This is a genomic window from Bradyrhizobium sp. (genome assembly GCF_049586575.1).
Lineage (GTDB): Bacteria > Pseudomonadota > Alphaproteobacteria > Rhizobiales > Xanthobacteraceae > Bradyrhizobium.
Genome location: NZ_JBAVCF010000319.1, coordinates 1 through 18,862 on the forward strand (window position 1 = coordinate 1; position 18,862 = coordinate 18,862).

Sequence of the window (18,862 nt, forward strand, 5' to 3'; positions counted from 1 at the left end):
GGCGTCACGTCCTTGCCGTTGCGGTTCAAAAGCGGCTGACCGATATCGTCCTCCAGCCGCTTGATCTGCTGGCTGACGGTGGATTGGGTGCGGTGAACGCGTTCGCCGGCGCGGGTGAAGCCGCCGGTATCGACCACCGACACAAAACTGCGCAAAAGCTCCAGATCGAGCATCGAAATTGCCCTATTTGTTTTTCCACTGGATGACCGTCTAATATTTAATTTCCAAATATCAAGGCGGCGACCTACATCGGGATTCGGAGGAGAATTCCCATGTCGCTCGCCCCGTCCGTCACGGTTCCCCGTCCCACCTTCAACTCGCTCCCGCTTCTGATCGCGCTGTTCTGTCTGCTCTGGAGCTTTGCCTTCGTCGCGGGAAAGATCGGCGTCACCTACTGCCCACCGCTCATTCTCCTGACTGCGCGATTTTCGCTCGCGGGAATCCTGATCCTGGGAATCTCGGCGCTGCGCCGCGAAAGCTGGCCGCTGACGTTGAGGGACACGCTGGTGTTTGCGGTTCTCGGCGTTGCCAATAACGCGCTTTATCTTGGCCTCGGCTACACCGGCCTGCAGACCGTATCCGCCGGGCTTGGCGGCCTGATCGTCAGCGCCAATCCTGTCTTCACCGCCGCGTTAGCGGCGTTGCTGCTCAACGAGCAACTGACCTGGCGCAAGGTAGCCGGGCTCCTGCTCGGCATCCTCGGCGTTGCCTCCATCGTCTGGCACCGCATGTCGGTCGGCACCGATAGCCTGCACGGCATCCTGTTTACGTTGGCCTCGCTGGCCTCGATCGTCCTCGGCACCATCCTGTTCAAGCTGCTGGCGCCGAAGGGCAGCCTCTGGGTCGGCAATGGCGTGCAAAACCTCACCGCCGGCGTCGTGTTGATCCCGTTCGCCTTCACATTCGCAAACGTCGGCGACATCGTGCCGAACCTTCAACTGCTCGGTGCATTCGCGTTTCTCACGCTCGGCGGCTCGATCCTTGCTTATGTGCTCTGGTTCCATCTCCTGAGGGTGTGTGGAGCGACCGCTGCGAGCGCCTATCACTTCCTGATGCCGCCGCTTGGCATGCTGTTCGCCTTCCTGGTGCTCGGCGAGCATGTCGCGGTTCGGGATCTCCTGGGGATTGTTCCAGTCGCGCTCGGTGTTTATCTGGTCACCCGTCCGGCCGCTGCGTCTTCCACGTCTCGATAGGAGAGTTCGATGTCCACGCTCACGATGACGCTGATCGGCGGCCCTACCGCGCTGATTGAAATCGACGGCTTCCGGCTGCTCACCGATCCAACCTTCGATGCGCCGCGGGCCTATCAGTTGCCGCACGTGAAGCTAGAAAAGCTTTCGGGGCCGGCCATAGCCGAGGACGCCATCGGCGAGATCGACGCCGTGCTGCTCAGCCACGATCAGCACGCCGACAACCTCGACGAATCCGGAAAACACTTTCTGCCGAGGGCCAAGCGCGTGCTGACCACGGTGATAGGCGCCAAGCGGCTCGGCGGGCACGCCGAGGGACTTGCGCCCTGGGCATCCACCGAATTGTCGAAGAACGGGCGTTCGTTGACGGTCACGGCGACGCCGGCCCGTCACGGGCCGGCAGGGATTGAGCCTCTTGCCGGCGACGTCATCGGCTTCGTGCTGACATCAAAGGATAGCCGCCCGATCTATATCAGCGGCGACACGGTCTGGTATGACGGCGTGGCGGAAGTGGCCAAGCGATTCATGGCCGGCGTCGTGCTGCCGTTTGCGGGCGCGGCGCAGACCCGCGGCCCGTTTCATCTCACCATGGACACCAACGACACCATCGAGACCGCGCGCGCCTTCCCCGATGCCGTCATCGTGCCTTTGCACACCGATGGTTGGGCGCACTTCAAGCAAAATGCGTCCGACCTGCGTGCCTCCTTTGATGCACTTGGGTTCGGCTCCCGTTTGAAGCTTCTCGAGCCTGGCGTGAAGACGGTTATTGAACTGCCGCGCTAGTCAGCCGGTTCGAGCAGTTTGCCGGCTGGCATGCTGGCGGACGAGTCGACGAGTGCTGGCTGGATCGACGGAGCAACAGCCATCACCTCGGAGGCGACTTCATCCTCACGCAGCCGTGCCGCCTTCCGGCTGACAACGATCATGAGCGCACAGACGGCATAGAAGGCCACGCCGATAGAGAAAGTGTTGGCAATGCCGAATGCGATGGACAATGCCATACCGAGCACCGAGGCAAACATCGATGTAATGCCATTGGCGCTCCAGAAAAACGGAAGCAACTCCGAATGGCGCCGCCAGACGCTCAGTCCCATCGGGAACATCATCCCCATGCAGAACGCCGGAGGCGCCAGCAGCAGCACGGACAGCAGAATGCGCATGTCGGTGGCCGCCGATCGGGCCGAGGCGGTCAGCCATGGCGTGAGTAGTCCAGCAACGACGAGCGTCATCAGGAGCGCAATAACCCTCGCGACGATCGCACCCTGTCGAGGCTCATCCGAACCGACCGTGGTGCTGCCGATCCCGCTGAAAAGCAGAATCGTGAAAAGCACGACCGCAAGTCCGTAGACGGGATGTCCAAGGAAGACCATCAGCCGCTGCATCTGCGATATCTCGATCAGCATGAACCCCATGCCGATCGCGCAGAAGTACATCACCGGCGGCGTCAGCACCGACACTGGCATCCGCCTCGCGAGACGGACAAACGGCGTGACGATGTAGTAGATGCAGGCCAAAAATCCCATCACGAGCAGAAGCAGCGTCATGCTGATCGCAGCGTTGTTGTTGGAAAGCGTCGCCGCGGGCTTGGTGAGAAGATTCGTGAAGCGCTCTGTAAAGAAGAAGAACGGATTGTCGTCAGTCGAGGGAGCGATATTTTCCACCAGCGAGGCAAAGAACGCCTTGTCGGCCTTGCCGGACATCAGCGTCGAGGTGATGCTGTCGTAAGCGACGTCCGGTCCCAGGAATATCTTGAAGCCCTGCGCCTCAAGTCGGGTGCGCGCGGCTTGCCATTGGTCTTTCGTAAAGGCGTCCGGGCGGGTAATCACGGTGACGATGTTGTCGACATTGACCGCGATGACATGATCGGACAGCTCGTTCGCCGGCACGCCCTGGCGCTCGAGCGCGCTCGCTGCGATCGACACCAGACGATAGAGCTCGACGCGGTGGGTTTTCGGGTCGAACCAGCGCGACACCGACAACATTCCGCCCGGCTTCAACGCATGGTAAAAGTCGTCCCAGGCGTCTGTCGTGTAAAGGCGGTTTTCGGTGAGCGTCAATCCGCCGGCCGCCGTTGCCGCCCAGGTGTCGATCAGCGAAATCTGCACGAGGTCGTATCGCTCGGACGAATGATTGATGTAGCTGCGAGCCTCGGCATTGACCAGGGACACGCCGGGCTGACGATCGAGATGGCCGGAGAAGTCGGCGAACTTGTCGGTCAGGACTTCGAAGATCGCGGGATTGATCTCGATCGCGCGGATGCGCTTGGCGCCGAAAATCAACCCGGAAAGAATGTCGCGGCCGCCGCCCACGCCGACAACGGCGACGTCGGCCATCGGCTGCACCTGATAGGCGGCGTTGATGACGTCGCTCTTCAGGTAAGCGAGCTTGCCGAGGTCGCCATCGTTCCGCGTGATGACGGTATTCGCACCGGCATCGATGTCGAGAATATGCTGGTCGATCTTCGTCGCCGGCGTATGGGCAAAGCCCCAGCCGAACGGCTCGGATTTGCCAAGCCCAATCACCCTGATGCGGGAGTAGGTGTTCCAGCGCTCGAACAGCGTCCCGAACTGCGGCGTGCCCTTGGCCCAGAATACGCCGAGATGGCTGCTGCCGGAAACGGCGAGCCCGGTGTGCACGGTCGCCGCGGCAGCCAGCGTCAGCGCGACGGCGCTTGTCAGACGCAGGCTGCGGAAATCTCCGCTACCTCGCACCATCATCCAGCCGGCACCGGCGGCGAAAGCCCCGATCCCCAATGTCGCGCTGACGGGATCGACAACGAGCAACAGGACGATAACGCCGATGCAGCCGAGTGCCGCGCCGGCGAGGTCGGCCGCATAGAGCCAGCCGCCGCTATAGGGGAGACGGGTCAGCAGAAGCGTGATGCAGACACCGCTTTCGGTAAAAGGCCTCACGAAGGCGACCGTCGCGATCCCAAGCGCCACCATCACGTAGTCTGCGGGAACGACGAGCGGCACGCACAGGAATGCGATCATGGCGCCGACGCCGGTCATCGCGAACCACGCGGCGTGGTTGGCGAATTCCACGCCCACCCGGTCGGGAGCGTAGCGGGCAGGCTTGTTGTAAACCTCCATCGCTCCGCGCGTGAGGCCGAGCATGGCGAGAGAAATGGCGGCAAACGCGAAATGGTAATACAGCATCACGCTGAAGAAACGCGTGATCAGGATCTGATAGGAAAGTGTCGCGGTGGCCAGAATAAAAATTGCGAAATAATAGCGGCCTGGAATTCCGGGGGATGCCTGCAAGAGAGTGTCCTCGATGAAGTCACGACCAATCCGCGATGCTCTCGCTCCCTACGCTACCTTCGATAATGTTTGCTTAAAAAGCGCCCGGAGTCGCCCGGCAATCCGGTAGCCGGCATTAGCTTTTGGCCAATGCGAGACGGCGAAAACGCGCCTCTTGCCGATAGTTAGTCCTTGCGGAAAACGATGGACGCCATCCAGCCGGTCATCAGCGCCATGAAGGCGGTGAACGCGCCATAGAGCAGGCCGTCCTGGCGGGCGCTCGTCGCGACGAACTGCTCGAAGCCGACCTTGACGATATCGAAGGCGGTTTCGGTGCGCGTGACCAACGCGCCATCTGAAAAAAGCTTGATCTCGACCGTGTATGTGCCGATCGGCACTTCGGCCGGCAGCGGAATGCCGGTGCGAAACAGTGTCGGAGTCAGGAAGGTCACAGCCGACGTTTCTTCGCGATAAAGGCCGTGTTCGCCGCGCAACCGCACAAAGGCGCTGCGGAACGCATCGTTGGGAACGACGTCGGCGTAATCCGTTCCGACGCGTTGCGTGAGCAGCACGTTGTTGAGGCCGAGTTGCTGCCGTCGTTCCACGTCTGCCGAGGCGATCGCATCGAACGGGCGGTTGGAAAACAGCGCGAGATACGTCGGCACCTGAAGAAATTCGCGGTAGTCGGTATTGATCCAGATGCCGAATTTGTGCTCTTTCCGGCGCGTCACCATGTCGGCGCGGGGACCCATGACGGTGACGACGAGATCGTAGTTGTTCCGGGTAGCGGGGGTGGAAGCGTCCTTTTCGACCGAACCGAACAGCACAAGTTCCTCGCCGGAATAATTCGGCGTCACAGTCACGCGATGGTTGGAGACCGAGACGATCAGCCGTTCCGCGCGCGCCGGCGAAAAGATACCGGCCGCGCCAAGCGCGAGCATCACCCCGGCGGTTGCATTGAGGAAACGTCCGCTCATCCTGCGCCTCCGGCTTCCCGGATCGTGAAGAGATCGTCGGGGCGGATCGCGAGCTCTTTCGCAAAGCGAATGCCGACCAAGAGGATCAAGAGCCCAAGCAACATCCGCAGGTGCTCGCCGCGAATCCTTTGCCCGGCACGCGCGCCGAACTGGGCGCCGGTCACGCCGCCGATCATCAGGATCAGCGCCAGCACGGCATCGACCAGATGGTTGGTGGCGGCGTGCAACAGGGTGGCGAATGTCATGGTGACGAGCGTCAGCACCATGGACGTTCCGATCACGGTCGAGGTTGGCACCCGCAGGAAATAGATCATGATCGGGACCAGGATGAAGCCGCCGCCGATGCCCATGATGGCGCCGATGAAGCCGATGATCGCGCCGACGCCAATCACGGGAATGACGGACAGGTAAATCTTGGAGCGCTTGAAGCGCATCTTGAACGGCAAGCCGTGGACCCAGCCGTGGCTGCCGGACCGGCGCAGCGACACGGCGATGCCGCGCCGGACGCGGAGCATTGAACGCAGGCCTTCCCAGAACATCAGCCCGCCCACGGTCGTGAGCAGCACGACATAGGAAAGTGCGATCATCAGGTCGAGCTGACCGAGCGCCCGCAATTGTGTGAAGGTCCACACGCCGAGCGCCGTGCCGATGACACCGCCACTTAACAGCACCAGCGCCAGTGCAGGATCGATGGCGCGGCGGCGCCAGTATGAAATGGCGCCGGAAAAGGACGAGGCGGCAATGTGGCTGGCGACGGAGGCGACGGCAACCGCCGGCGCGATACCGATGAAGATCAACAACGGCGTCATCAGGAAGCCGCCGCCGATGCCGAACATGCCCGAAACGAAGCCAACCGCCGCGCCCATCGCCAGGATGAGAAAAATATTGACCGGAATGTCGGCGATCGGGAGATAAAGCTGCACGCGCATCGTTTCCGGATAAGCCGTGAGGCCGGCCGAAACCGCCCAAGGCCTGGTTTCCTGGGAGTGCGGGCGTAAAAGCCGCGCCTCTGCATAGCCGAAATCGGCAGCCGAAGGGATTAAAGAATGCGCGCAAGGTGGATTTTTTGCCGCATCTCCTGCCGTAACGTGGGACGTGGTGAAAAATAAGGATTAACGGCGAGGCGCCTCCGGCCTTCCAATCGGCCGGGTCGTGAGGTTCATCGCCGAGGCTTCGGTTGGGCTTAGCCAGCGGACTTCGCGGGTTGCGGACATCGCCTCCACGACGGCGGAGGAGACTCCATTTTGGTCATGAAGCTCAAGACCATTCCGGATGCGAATGTTAGAATCGGACCACTAGTGTCAGTGCGCCGCTGCCGTGCGCTTGCTCGCGGCCGGCTTGACCGCGGGCTTGGTGTTTCCTGCCTGCGCCGGTGCAGCGTCCCAGCCGCCCGCGGGGCTCGCCACATTGATGGCGTCGTCGGGCTGGGGTTCGGGTGTGAAGGTCTGGATGGCAAGCTTGGCGGCCGCGAGCGACTGCGGGTCAAGCCGCTTGGCGATATCGTCGCGCTTGTGGCCGGCATCGCTGTCGCCCTGAGCCGCAGCCAGGCTGAACCATTTGAAGGATTCGGCGAGGTTCTGGTCGACGCCGATACCGCGGGCATAAAGAATGCCGAGATTATATTGGCTGTCGGCGATGCCGCGATCGGCCGCCTTGCGGAACCATTGCGCCGCGCCCTTGTAATCGGCGCCCTTGCCGCCGCCATCCGCATCCAGCACCGCGAGATTGTGCATCGCCTTGGCGTTGCCGCGTTCGGCGGCCTGCATGTAGTAGTGGCGGGCGATATCGACATCCTTCTTCACGCTCAGGCCCTTCTCGTAGAAGGTGCCTAACCGGAAGATTGCCGGCACCACGCCGGCCTGCGCTGCGCGGTCGAGCCATTTGGCTGCTTCGTCGTAATTCGGCGCGACGCCTTTGCCCTCGGCAAAGCGCACGCCGACCTCAAAGGCCGCGGTCGGGTCGCCCTTGAGCACCGCGGCGCGCAGGATCGGACCGCCAATGGCGTCCGGTAGCCTTTCGGTCGGCGGGACCTGAATCATTGCGAGCTTGCCGGTGCCCGATGAAGTGGGCGAGAGCGGGATCGTTCCGGTCACATCGCTGGCGGCGGAGGTCGAAGACGTGGACGGCGGGATCGCCACCGAAGCCATGCCGTCGCCATTGCCTGGCGTGGCGTTGTTGAAGGACTGCCGTCCGATCGGTGTCGGCGACGTCATCGAGGGCTGTGTCTGTGCCGGCATCGCCGAGCTTGCGCCATTGCCGGCAGGAGTAGCAGTTGACGGCGCATCGCTTGAGTTTTCCACCGCAGGCATCGCTGCCGGCGTGCCGGTGTCGAGCAGCGTCATCGCCATCCTGAACGTGCCGAGCACGATCACCACGACGCTGGCGCCAACGAGCAGGGAACGGATCTTCGAGGTGATGGTCGATGCTGTCTTGGCCTGGCCGGCAGACAGCGCGGCCTTCGGCTGCTTTCCGGCCTTGTCGGGCGGGGGTGCTGCGGCCGCGGCTTGGGCGGCACGACGCGCGGCGGCAATGAAACTCGACGTGCTGACGGGCTCCTTCGGAGCAGCGGCGGGAATGTTGCTGATCGCGCTCTCGGAGGCCGCGATGCGCTCCGATGGCGACGCGACGCGTCCGGACGGCCGCGTGCCCGGTTCAAGCGGATGATCGGGTGGCAACTCCGGGGCAATCGCAACACGCCACGGCGCTGTAGGCGGCTCGAGAATTTCGCTGATGGTCCGGGGCGGGATGGCGGGCGATTGTGCCGTCTCGGCCGAATGGAAATCCCGCGGGGCGGCCGCGAAATGTTCTGGCGCTGCGACCGGATTCGGCAGTTCAGGCTCGAATTGCGGCGCCGGCGCCATTGGCTCAAGGCTCGTCGCCTCCGGTTCCACATAAGTGGGCTCGGCGGCTTCTTCTTCCGGCGCGGAATAGGAAGGCTCGGGAACGGAATAGGAGGAAGGCCCGGGAGCGGAAGGGGCCGGGACAAAGCTCGTTCCGACAGCGGCCACCGCCGGTGATGCGGCAGGCTGTGTGCGCACCGTCCGCAAATCGCCTTCGATCGTTGAGAGACGATCAACCACATGGCCGAGCGTGTTGTGGACGGCTTCGAGCGAATCCTGCGTATGGCGATCGGTTTCCGCCTGGCTGAAGCGGATGTCGGACAATTCGCGCTTGACCAGATCGGCAAGTCCGTTGTCCTGAACGACCGGTTCACTCCGGCTATTGGTGATGAAGCTGGCAATGCTGGTTTGCTGGCGTTCGAGGTGGTGCAGAACATCCTGCAAGCCTTCCTCGACCCGTCCGAGATTGCCCGACCTGTGATCGCCCGAGGCCTCCAGCCTTTCGAGCAGGTACGATACGCGTTGCTCCAGATGAGCCAACGCGGACGCGCCGTCATTGCCGACCGGGATCCGGTCGAGACGATCGGACAGCGCCAGCAAGGCGCGTTCGATCTGCTCGGAATTCTCGCTCGCTGCCGGCCGCGGTTCGCGGCTCTCGAGCGAAGCCGCCAGTGCGGTGATGCGCTGCTCCAGCATGGCAATCGAGTCGGACCGGCCGTCGGCGCGGGTAAGCTGATCGACCTTGGCAGACAGTGCACGCACGTCGTCGCTGAGGCGCGCCAACGCATCGTTGGAGGCGACGTTGGAGACGATGGCGCGAAGGGCCGCGATTGCGCCTTCGAGCTGGTGGATCGTCGACGGGTCGTCGTTGGCCCGGATGATTTGATCGAGTTTGTCGGTCAGGTTGCGGATGGCCTGGTCGTAGCCTGCAAGCTGCTCGGCCGGAGTGAGTGAGCGCAACACTTCTCGGATTTCGCCGAGCGCGCGTTCCACGCCGGCAAGCGCCTGGCTGTCACTGCCGTTCTGGCGGTTATCGTCGATGCGGCGGGCCAGCGAACGGACTTCGTTCTCGATCGATTCGATCGCCCGGCGCGGCATTGCTTCCGTGATGGCGTGACGAATTTCGCCGAGTTCGCTGCGGAACGCGGAAATCGACTGATCGATGTGATCAGGCCGGCGCAGAGATTCGATCTGGCTCGTGATTTTGACGAGGTGCCGCTCAAGCGAGGAAAAATCGGGGCCCGCTGGCGGAGGCGGCGGGGCATGGGTGACAGCAGGCGCCACCGGCGGCGCGCTGCTCAGCATCGGCGGCGGTGCAAAGTTGTCGAGTTCGTTCTGACGCGCGGAAATTTCCGCAATCGCCGAATCCAATGAAGCCGGATTGAGCGGAGGCGAGGGGCGATAGACCTGAGCAGCCGCGCGTTCGACCATCTCGGTCTGGCGCTGCTTTTCCTGCGTCTGGCGCTGGCGCACCGGCGCGGGGTTGGAAATCTGCGAGAGCCGCGCATCGAGGCGCGCAATCGCGTCGTTCAATTGCTGCGCGACGGGCGATTCGCCGCGCGGGGCGTCGTTCCGGGGCCGTCCCTGCGAAATCTGTTCAATCTGGTGGGTGATGGCGTCAAGCCGCTGGTGAATGTCGGCGACGTCCCGGCTTTCCTGTGCGGGCATGGCCGGCCGCTGATCGGGCGACTTGTGAAAGTTCGGAGGGGCCGTGTCGCCGGAATTGAGATTGAGCCAGTCCGTCAACGAAACGCCGGCCCGGCGCGCGGCAGCCTCGGCGCGCTCCCGGACGCCAGGATCGATGCCTTCACTACTCCACGATACGCGCGAATTCATGCTTTCGTCCGGTTCCGCTCCGGCGCCCCACCTGGCGCCTTCAGCCTCCCCGCGCGTCCCGAAGAAGAGACAATCGAATAAGGCGCGGGTCGTCTGCTTCTAACGCTCGACTTTTTCGCGTTACGGTAAATAACCGGTTAAGGAATGGGCCCGGGCGGCCGTAAAGTTTGCGGCCGACTTGCGATTTTCCCGCGCGGCTTCAGTCGCCCGAACCGGTCCGCTGGCGGGTTCCCCGATCAAGCTCAACGACGTCGGCTGTGCTCGAAATCGCCGAGAGCGCCGTGATTGCTTCCTCGCACCAGTCGGCGACCATCCGCTCGTGTTGCAGGCCAACACGAAGCCCGAGCAGCTTGCCCATGTCGGCGGGGGAAGCAGTTCCTTCCGGAAAGCGCTTCTTCAGGATGCGCTCATAGCGCTCATAACGGTCGCGGTGATGCTCCTGCCGCGCCATGAGGTCGGCGCGCAGGGGCTCGATGTCGACAGCATCGAGCGCATAAATCCGGACCAAAAGGTCGTCCTTGATCGACGCCGGCGTCGAGGGTCGGGCGGCCCAATGCCGGAATGCGGCTTTCCCCTCGGCCGTGAGCGTATAGACCAGCTTGTTGGGTTTGCCGGATTGGACGACCTCGCGGCCCTGGATGTGGCCGCGGTCGCGCAGCTTGGAAAGCTCGCGGTAGATCTGCTGATGGTCGGCCTTCCAGAAAAAGCCGATCGAGGAATCGAACGTCTTGGCCAGCTCATAGCCCGTCATCGGCCGTTCCGTCAGGCAGGCGAGGATAGCGTCAGCGAGGGCCAAGGGTCCCTCCCGGATTGGACTGATCGGGGATTAACACGCTTGACGTTATGCGTATTGATGCATATGCGTCAATATGCATATAGATGAGCCGGTCGATCCGGTGATGTGTCCGCGGGAGGCGTCCTTTGACAACGATCGGCCTTCAAAGATGGCACCGCTTCATCAAGTCCCAGGATCACGCTGAGCTGTGGGACCTGCTCCATCCTGATGCTGTGTTTGAAAGCCCCGTCCTGCATACGCCACAGCGCAGCCGCGACATCACATTCAAATATCTGACTGGCGCGACCAAGGTGTTGGGTGGCCCGACCTTCACCTATGTCGGCGAATGGACCGGCGACTCCGGCGCCGTGCTGGAATTCACCAGCGAAATCGAAGGCATCACGATCAACGGTGTCGACATCATCGCTTTCGACTCAGAAGACCGCATCACGCATTTCAAGGTGATGGTCCGCCCGCTGAAAGCCATCAATCTGCTGCATCGCTTGATGGGGGAGCAACTAGCGAAGCGATAGTTGACGCGTCGCAAGACCGTTGCGCGACTCCGATAGTGCTGCCCCCGACACAGGGAAGCGGTTAAGGTCGCGTCCAGATATTGCCAGCTACACTACCCAGGATCTCGCCGGGAGAACTTCATGCCGATCTACAAAGCGCCTCTTGAAGACGTCAATTTCCTGCTCAATGACGTTTTTCAGATCGACCGTTACGACAATCTACCCGGCTTCAGCGATGCGTCGGCCGATGTGCGCGAGGCGGTTTTGGGCGAAGCCGCCAAACTTAGCGAGGAAGTGCTGCAGCCGCTCAATCGCACTGGGGATCTCGAGGGCTGCACGCGCCATGACGACGGCAGCGTGACGACGCCGAAGGGATTTAAGGCAGCTTTCAAGCAGGTCACCGAAGGTGGCTGGCTTGGTCTTTCAGCGCCGACCGAATTTGGCGGCCAGGGCCTGCCGGTGACGTTGAGCCAGGCCGTCACGGAATTCCAGTGTTCGGCGAACATGGCTTTTTCCATGTATGGCGGTCTCACCATGGGGGCGACCGCGGCGCTGATCGTGCATGGCAAGCCCGAGCAGAAAGCGATGTTCGTGCCGAAGATGGTGGCGGGCGAGTGGACCGGCACCATGAATCTCACCGAGCCGCAATGCGGCACCGATCTCGGCCTGTTGCGCACCAAGGCCGTCAAACAGAACGATGGCAGCTACAAGATATCGGGCACCAAGATTTTCATTTCGGCCGGCGAGCATGATCTCGCCGACAACATCATCCATCTCGTGCTGGCGCGCATCGAAGGCGCACCGGCCGGCATCAAGGGCGTGTCGCTGTTTGTGGTGCCGAAAATCCTCGTCAACGCCGACGGCTCGCTTGGCGCGCGCAACGGCGTCAGCTGCGGCTCGATCGAGCACAAGATGGGCATTCACGGAAATTCGACCGGCGTGATGAACTACGACGGCGCCACCGGCTGGCTGATCGGCGAGGAAAACAAGGGCATGCAAGGCATGTTCGTGATGATGAACGAGGCCCGGCTTGGGGTTGCGGTGCAAGGTCTGGCGCAGTCGGAGGTCGCCTACCAGAACGCGGCGGCCTATGCGCGCGATCGCTTGCAGGGCCGCGCATTGACGGGTGCACAGGCGCCTGACAAGCCGGCCGATCCGATCATCGTGCATCCGGATGTGCGGCGGACGCTCCTCACCATTCGCGCCTTCAACGAGGCGGCGCGGGCGATGGTGATCTGGACCGCGCTCAAAAGCGACGTCGCGCATCGCTCCAGCGATCCCAAGGATCGCAAGGAGGCGGACGACCACATGGGGCTGATGACGCCGGTGTTGAAAGGTTTCCTCACCGAGATCGGCTTTGCCAATGCGGTCCAGGCCCAGCAGATGTATGGCGGCCACGGCTATATCGCCGAGCAGGGCATGGAGCAGTTCGTGCGCGATGCGCGCATCGCCATGATCTATGAGGGCGCCAACGGTATTCAGGCGCTCGATCTCGTCGGGCGCAAGCTGCCGCGCGACGGCGGTCGCGCCGTCATGGCCTTCTTTGGCGAGGTCGCTTCCTTTGCCAAGGAGCAGGGGGCCAATGAGGCGATGAAGCCCTTCATCACGCCGTTGTCGGCCGGGCTCGGCCATCTTCAGCAGGCCACCACCTGGCTGATGCAGAATGCCATGATGAAGCCCGACAATGCCGGTGCTGCCGCCACCGACTACATGCATTTGTTCGGGCTGGTCACGCTCGGCTATATGTGGGCGAAGATGGCGAAGGTTGCCAACGACAAGATTGCGGCTGTCGGTGCGAGCCCCTATCTGACGACCAAGCTTGTGACGGGCCGCTTCTTCATGGAACGGATGCTGCCGGAAACCTCGGTGCATCTGGCGCGCATCCAGAGCGGAAGCGCAACCATCATGGAATTGGCGGCCGAAGCATTCTGATCGGCGAGTTGTCACGGGGCCGTCCGACTCCGCGTCCACCTGTCCAGATCGCTACTGAACTATGATCCTCATACCGGGAGGGCATCATGCCTGAGGCATATATCTACGATCACGTTCGCACACCGCGCGGCCGCGGCAAGGCCGATGGCGCGTTGCATGAGGTGACGGCGCTCGCGCTCGCCACCGTCCCGCTGAAGGCGCTCAAGGAGCGCAACAATCTGGCGGAAGGCGTCGTCGATGACGTGATCCTCGGCGTGGTCGACCCGGTCGGCGAGGCAGGCTCCGACATCGCGCGCTTTGCGGCGCTGCAATCAGGTCTCGGCGAATCCGTTCCCGGCGTTCAGATCAGCCGCTTCTGCGCCTCGGGCCTTGATGCGGTGAATTTTGCCGCGGCCCAGATCATGAGCGGACAGAATGAACTCACGATCGGTGGCGGCGCGGAATCGATGAGCCGGGTCGGTATCGGCGCCTCCGGCGGCGCCTGGCCGATGGATCCCTCGATCGCGGTGCCCGCCTATTTCATGCCGCAAGGCATTTCGGCCGATCTGATTGCGACCAAGTACGGTTTTTCGCGCGACGATGTCGACGCCTATGCGGTGCAGAGCCAGCAGCGTGCGGCGAAAGCCTGGGATGAAGGTCGCTTCAACAAGTCGGTGGTGCCGGTGAAAGACGTCAACGGCCTCACCATCCTCGCCAAGGACGAACATATGCGGCCCTCGACGACGATGCAGTCGCTCGGCCAGCTCAAGCCGTCATTCGCCGACGTGGCGGCGATGGGCGGTTTCGACGCGGTGGCGATCCAGTCGCATCCCGAAATCGAGCGTGTCAACTATGTGCACCATGCCGGCAATTCGTCCGGGATCGTCGATGGCGCCGGCGCCGTGCTGCTCGGCAGTAAGGAAGCCGGCAGCAAGCATGGCCTGAAGCCGCGCGCCAAAATCCGCGCCTTCGCCAATATCGGCTCGGAGCCGGCGATGATGCTGACCGGTCCGGTCGACGTCACCGAAAAGCTGTTCGAACGTTCGGGCATGAAGAAGTCCGATATCGACCTGTTCGAACTGAACGAGGCGTTCGCCTCCGTGGTGCTGCGCTACATCCAGGCCTTCGACATCGACGAGGCCAAGATCAACGTCAATGGCGGGGCGATCGCGCTCGGCCATCCGCTCGGAGCGACGGGTGCGATGATTCTCGGCACTGTGCTCGACGAGCTCGAGCGCACCAACAAGTCGACCGCGCTGGTCACGCTGTGCATCGGCGGCGGCATGGGTACCGCCACGATCATCGAACGCGTGTAAGGAGAGCAGCCAATGGCCTTCAAGAATTTCAAAGTCGAGACCGACGCCGACGGCATTGTGCTGGTAACGTGGGATATTCCCGGGCGTTCGATGAACGTGCTGGATCAGACCTCGACCGACGAGCTCGATGAAATTGTCAAGCAGACCACGGCGGATGCGGCTGTGAAGGGCGTGGTCATCACCTCCAGCAAGGAAGCCTTCTGCGCGGGCGCCGACCTTTCGATGCTCGAGGGCATGAACCACGCGTATGCCAAGGCGCTCAAGGAGCAGGGCGAGACGGCCGCGAACCAGATGCTGTTCGACCAGAGCCGGCGCTTCTCGCTGGTGCTACGCTCCATCGAGACGTCGGGCAAGCCGTGGGTTGCCGCGATCAACGGGCTGGCGCTTGGCGGCGGTTTCGAGATCACGCTGAGCTGCCACTATCGCGTGGCGGCGGACAACCCGAAGACGCGACTCGGTCTGCCCGAAGTCAAGGTCGGGCTTTTCCCCGGCGCCGGTGGCACCCAGCGCGTGCCGCGCATCGTGCCGCCGCAAGATGCGATGCAACTGCTGCTCAAGGGCGAGGCTATCAATCTCGACAAGGCCAGGAAGCTCAACCTGGTCCACGCGGTCGTGCCGGCGGCCGATCTCATCAAGGCGGCCAAGGACTGGATCAAGGGCGGCGGCAAGGCTCTGGCACCCTGGGACGACAAGGCGTTCAAGCTTCCGGGCGGTCCCGTCTACTCCAAAGCCGGCATGATGATGTTCCCGGCCGGCAATGCCATCTTCCGCCGCGAGACCTTCGACAACTATCCGGCCGCGCGCGCCATCATGCAGTGCGTCTACGAAGGCTTGCAGCTGCCAATCGACGCGGCGCTGCGGGTGGAGTCGCGCTACTTCACGCAGATCCTGCGCTCGAACGAAGCCGCCGCGATGATCCGCTCGCTGTTCATGTCGATGCAGGAATTGAACAAGGGCGCGCGGCGTCCGCAAAACGTGCCGCCGACCAAGGTCAAGAAGCTCGCCGTGATCGGCGCCGGCTTCATGGGCGCCAGCGTCGGCTATGTCTCGGCGCGCGCCGGCATCGATGTCGTCCTGATCGACCGCGACCAGGAAAGCGCGGACAAGGGCAAGGCCCACGCGCAATCGGTCATCGACGACCTGATCAAGAAAGGCCGCGCCAAGGACAGCGATCGCGACGCCATCCTGTCGAAGATCACGGCAACCGCGGATTATAACGTGCTGAAGGATTGCGATCTCGTCATCGAGGCGGTGTTCGAGGATCGCAAGGTGAAGGCCGAGACCTATGCCAAGGCGCAGCCGCTGCTGAAGGGCGATGCGATCTTTGCCTCCAACACCTCGACGCTGCCGATCCATTCGCTGGCTGAGGAGTTCAAGGACCAGGGCAAGTTCATCGGCATCCACTTCTTCTCGCCGGTCGAGAAGATGATGCTGGTGGAGATCATTCTCGGCAAGAACACCGGCGATGTCGCGCTCGCCACCGCCCTCGATTATGTGCGCCAGATCGGCAAGACCCCGATCGTGGTCAATGATAGCAGGGGTTTCTTCGCCAACCGTTGCGTGCTGCGTTTCACCGCCGAGGGGCTGGAAATGCTGATGGAAGGCGTACCGCCGGCGATGATCGAAAACACCGCCAAGATGGCAGGCATGCCGGTCGGGCCGTTGTCGCTGTCCGATGAAGTGGCGCTCGATCTCGTGCTCAAGATCATGAAGGCGACCGAAGCCGACCTCGGTCCGAATGCGATCGATCAGGCCCAGAAGAAGCTCTTGGTCGAGCTGGTCGAAAAGCAAGGCCGGTTCGGCCGCAAGAACGGCAAGGGCTTTTACGACTATCCGGAGAGGGGCAAGGGCCAGAAGAGCCTGTGGCCGTCTCTCGGCGGGTTGCAGCCCAAGCACCTCGATCCCGATACGCTCGATGTCGAGGAGTTGAAGCAGCGTTTTCTGGTAGTGCAGGCGGTCGAAGCCGCCCGCACCGTGGAGGATCACGTCATCGTCGATCCGCGGGAGGCCGACGTCGGCTCGATCCTCGGGTTCGGCTTTGCGCCGTTCACCGGCGGCACGCTGTCCTATATCGATTTCATGGGCACGAAAAAGTTCGTCGAGCTCTGCCACAAGCTCGAGGCCAAATATGGCTCGCGCTTCACCCCGCCGAAGCTGTTGGAAGAAATGGCCGCCAAGGGCGAGACCTTCTACGGCCGTTTCCCGCCGAAGAAGCAGCCCGCCGCGGCGTAGCGGCGGAGTAGTGCTTGACCTCCCCTTGAAAAGGGGAGGTCGCTTGATCGAAGAGCAAGCGGGAGGGGATCATCTCGATATTTCGATGATGACCCCCGCCCCGACCCTCCGCCTTCAGGGGGAGGGAGAACGAAATTCAAGCCGCCATCAGGCCTTCCTTGACCAGCGCTTCCCGCACCTTCGGTCGCGCAGCAATACGATCCTTGTAGGCCATCAGGTTTTTCAATTCCGAAAGGTCGAACTTCATTGCATCGGCCCATCGCAACATCACGAACAGATAGCCGTCCGCGACCGTGAAGTGGTTGCCCATCAGGTATTCGCGGCCCGCCAATTGGCTGTCGACATACTTGAACTTGCCCATCGCCCGGTCCTTGAAGACTGCCTTGGCCTCATCCGAAAGCGCCGGGTTGAACAGCGGGCTGATGTTCTTGTGCAATTCACCGTTGATGTAGGTGAGCCACTCCTGAAGCTTGTAGCGCTCGGCGCTGTCGCGGCTCGGCGCAAGGTTCTTGGCCGGCACCTTGTCGGCGATCCTCTGCACGATGACCGGCCCCTCGGTGATGAGTTCGCCGTTGTCCAGCGCCAGCGCCGGCACTTGGCCCTTCGGATTGACCTTCCAGAAATCGTCACCGTTTTCGAGCTTCTTGGCGCGCAGGTCGACCTTGACCAGTTCGTATGGAAGCCCCGCTTCCGAGAGCGCAATGTGGGGGGAGAGCGAGCAGGCGCCGGGCGCATAATACAATTTCATTTGGTTTCCTCCCGTGGATGGTGCCAAAAGGGCAATACATAACTAAATGCATTTGCATGAAGCAGTCAACATTGATGCACGTGCATCAAGTGCGCTAGAGTGCGCGTGATTATTGTGGACATCGACCATGAAACGCAAACCATCCACGGAAGCGACCGCCGCCTGGATTCGGCTGATGCGGGTCCAGACCCGGGTGCTCAATGCCGTCGAACACGATCTGAAGAAGGCCGGTTTTCCGCCGCTTGCCTGGTACGATGCCCTGCTTGAACTGTCGCGCGCCCCAGCCGGTGAGCTGCGCCCGGTTGAGCTGGAGAAGCAGATGTTGTTGCCGCAATATTCCACCTCGCGGCTGATCGACCGGCTGGTGGATGAGGGACTGGCGGTGCGCCGCGAATGCAAGATCGACAAACGCGGCCAATTCGTCGAGATCACGGAAGCCGGACGCGAATTACAGAAGAAAATGTGGAGCGCCTATTCTGCCGGCATCGAAAAGCATGTCGGCTCGAAGCTGTCGGACACAGATGCCGTAAAGCTCTGCGGTCTGCTTGACCGGCTCGGCTGCTCCTGCGGGGAGGCGCCATCGCTCGCTGTCAAAGACGGCGCGCCCGCCCGATGATAACTTCGCTGTCTCTCACCCCCGCGAACCCCAGGGTCTGCGGGAGACTCCGACACCGCGCGCGTTCGGTCGCAGCGCTTCATACCCGGAATTCGCATGGCGCGTGACCAGATCGATATGACACCCCTGCAGTCGCGCGACGAACTCGTCGCCTGGCTCGAGGCTGGCGCAAAGCCTGTTTCCGATTTCCGGATCGGGACCGAGCACGAAAAAACACCGTTTACGTTGAGCGGCCGTCAGCCGGTGCCTTACGAAGGCGCTCGCGGCATCGGCGCGCTGCTGGGAGGGATGCAACTCCTGCTTGGCTGGGAGCCGATCATGGAGCGCGGTAACATCATCGGGCTCCATGACGTCACCGGCGGCGGGGCGATTTCGCTTGAACCCGGCGGGCAATTTGAGTTGTCCGGCGCGCCGGTCGAGACCGTGCATCAAACCCAGAGCGAACTGATGGCGCATCTGGCGCAAGTGCGCGAGATCGCAGCGCCTCTGGGGATCGGCTTTCTCGGGCTCGGCATGACGCCGTCCTGGTCGCGGGCGCAGATTCCGGTCATGCCCAAGGGCCGCTACAAGATCATGACCAACTACATGCCGAAGGTCGGACGTTACGGCATCGACATGATGTACCGGACCTGCACGGTGCAGACCAATCTCGACTTCTCCTCCGAAG

15 protein-coding genes are annotated in these 18,862 nt (G+C 62.4%); 8 read left to right on the forward strand and 7 right to left on the reverse strand.

Translation table 11 applies throughout. From position 1 onward, the window contains the following. The coding region (locus WB528_RS12210) for a LysR family transcriptional regulator (RefSeq protein WP_423888684.1) at nucleotides 1-173 on the reverse strand (173 nt) is incomplete at its 3' end. Nucleotides 174-272: 99 nt separating this feature from the next. Between WB528_RS12210 and WB528_RS12215 the strand changes: the two genes are divergently transcribed. Further along, nucleotides 273-1,193, forward strand: coding sequence for a DMT family transporter (locus WB528_RS12215; RefSeq protein WP_423888670.1), 921 nt, complete (start codon nucleotides 273-275; stop codon nucleotides 1,191-1,193). A gap of 9 nt (nucleotides 1,194-1,202) precedes the next feature. Then, nucleotides 1,203-1,973: an MBL fold metallo-hydrolase gene (locus WB528_RS12220; RefSeq protein WP_423888671.1), complete on the forward strand. Its 771-nt coding sequence runs from the start codon at nucleotides 1,203-1,205 to the stop codon at nucleotides 1,971-1,973. Here WB528_RS12220 and WB528_RS12225 read toward each other — a convergent pair. The 5 genes from WB528_RS12225 to WB528_RS12245 all read right to left on the reverse strand — a co-directional run bounded on the left by WB528_RS12225 (nucleotide 1,970) and on the right by WB528_RS12245 (nucleotide 10,881). Then, nucleotides 1,970-4,453 carry a hypothetical protein gene (locus WB528_RS12225; RefSeq protein ID WP_423888672.1) on the reverse strand — a complete coding sequence of 828 codons (2,484 nt, stop codon included), beginning with the start codon at nucleotides 4,451-4,453 and terminating at the stop codon, nucleotides 1,970-1,972. The genes WB528_RS12220 and WB528_RS12225 overlap by 4 nt on opposite strands. Nucleotides 4,454-4,617: 164 nt before the next feature. After that, entirely contained in the window at nucleotides 4,618-5,409 is a 792-nt protein-coding gene (locus tag WB528_RS12230) for a TIGR02186 family protein (RefSeq protein ID WP_423888673.1), read from the reverse strand. Continuing rightward, entirely contained in the window at nucleotides 5,406-6,332 is a 927-nt protein-coding gene (locus WB528_RS12235; protein ID WP_423888674.1) for a sulfite exporter TauE/SafE family protein, read from the reverse strand. The genes WB528_RS12230 and WB528_RS12235 overlap by 4 nt, the downstream gene beginning before the upstream one ends. A gap of 378 nt (nucleotides 6,333-6,710) precedes the next feature. After that, nucleotides 6,711-10,085, reverse strand: a complete 3,375-nt coding sequence (locus WB528_RS12240) for a hypothetical protein (RefSeq protein WP_423888675.1) — start codon at nucleotides 10,083-10,085, stop codon at nucleotides 6,711-6,713. Between the two features lie 199 nt (nucleotides 10,086-10,284). Next, on the reverse strand, nucleotides 10,285-10,881 hold the full coding sequence (locus tag WB528_RS12245) for a PadR family transcriptional regulator (RefSeq protein WP_423888676.1): 597 nt from the start codon (nucleotides 10,879-10,881) through the stop codon (nucleotides 10,285-10,287). Between the two features lie 125 nt (nucleotides 10,882-11,006). On the opposite strand from WB528_RS12245, the gene WB528_RS12250 reads away from it, so the two are divergent. The 4 genes from WB528_RS12250 to WB528_RS12265 all read left to right on the forward strand — a co-directional run bounded on the left by WB528_RS12250 (nucleotide 11,007) and on the right by WB528_RS12265 (nucleotide 16,831). Continuing rightward, a complete protein-coding gene (locus tag WB528_RS12250) occupies nucleotides 11,007-11,393 on the forward strand; it encodes a nuclear transport factor 2 family protein (protein ID WP_423888677.1) in 387 nt (128 codons plus the stop codon). Nucleotides 11,394-11,513: 120 nt separating this feature from the next. Next, on the forward strand, nucleotides 11,514-13,304 hold the full coding sequence (locus tag WB528_RS12255) for an acyl-CoA dehydrogenase C-terminal domain-containing protein (protein ID WP_423888678.1): 1,791 nt from the start codon (nucleotides 11,514-11,516) through the stop codon (nucleotides 13,302-13,304). Nucleotides 13,305-13,390: 86 nt separating this feature from the next. Then, a complete protein-coding gene (locus WB528_RS12260) occupies nucleotides 13,391-14,599 on the forward strand; it encodes an acetyl-CoA C-acetyltransferase (RefSeq protein WP_423888679.1) in 1,209 nt (402 codons plus the stop codon). A gap of 12 nt (nucleotides 14,600-14,611) precedes the next feature. Beyond that, nucleotides 14,612-16,831, forward strand: coding sequence for a 3-hydroxyacyl-CoA dehydrogenase NAD-binding domain-containing protein (locus WB528_RS12265; RefSeq protein WP_423888680.1), 2,220 nt, complete (start codon nucleotides 14,612-14,614; stop codon nucleotides 16,829-16,831). A gap of 136 nt (nucleotides 16,832-16,967) precedes the next feature. Here the strand turns inward: WB528_RS12265 and gstA are convergent, their stop codons facing one another. Further along, a complete protein-coding gene (gene gstA / locus WB528_RS12270) occupies nucleotides 16,968-17,579 on the reverse strand; it encodes a glutathione transferase GstA (RefSeq protein WP_423888681.1) in 612 nt (203 codons plus the stop codon). 127 nt (nucleotides 17,580-17,706) lie between these two features. Between gstA and WB528_RS12275 the strand changes: the two genes are divergently transcribed. Both WB528_RS12275 and WB528_RS12280 read left to right on the forward strand, forming a co-directional pair. Next, nucleotides 17,707-18,195, forward strand: a complete 489-nt coding sequence (locus WB528_RS12275) for a MarR family winged helix-turn-helix transcriptional regulator (protein ID WP_423888682.1) — start codon at nucleotides 17,707-17,709, stop codon at nucleotides 18,193-18,195. A 96-nt stretch (nucleotides 18,196-18,291) separates the two neighbouring features. Continuing rightward, nucleotides 18,292-18,862 (forward strand): glutamate-cysteine ligase family protein (locus WB528_RS12280; protein WP_423888683.1); only part of this gene is annotated, 571 nt, incomplete at its 3' end.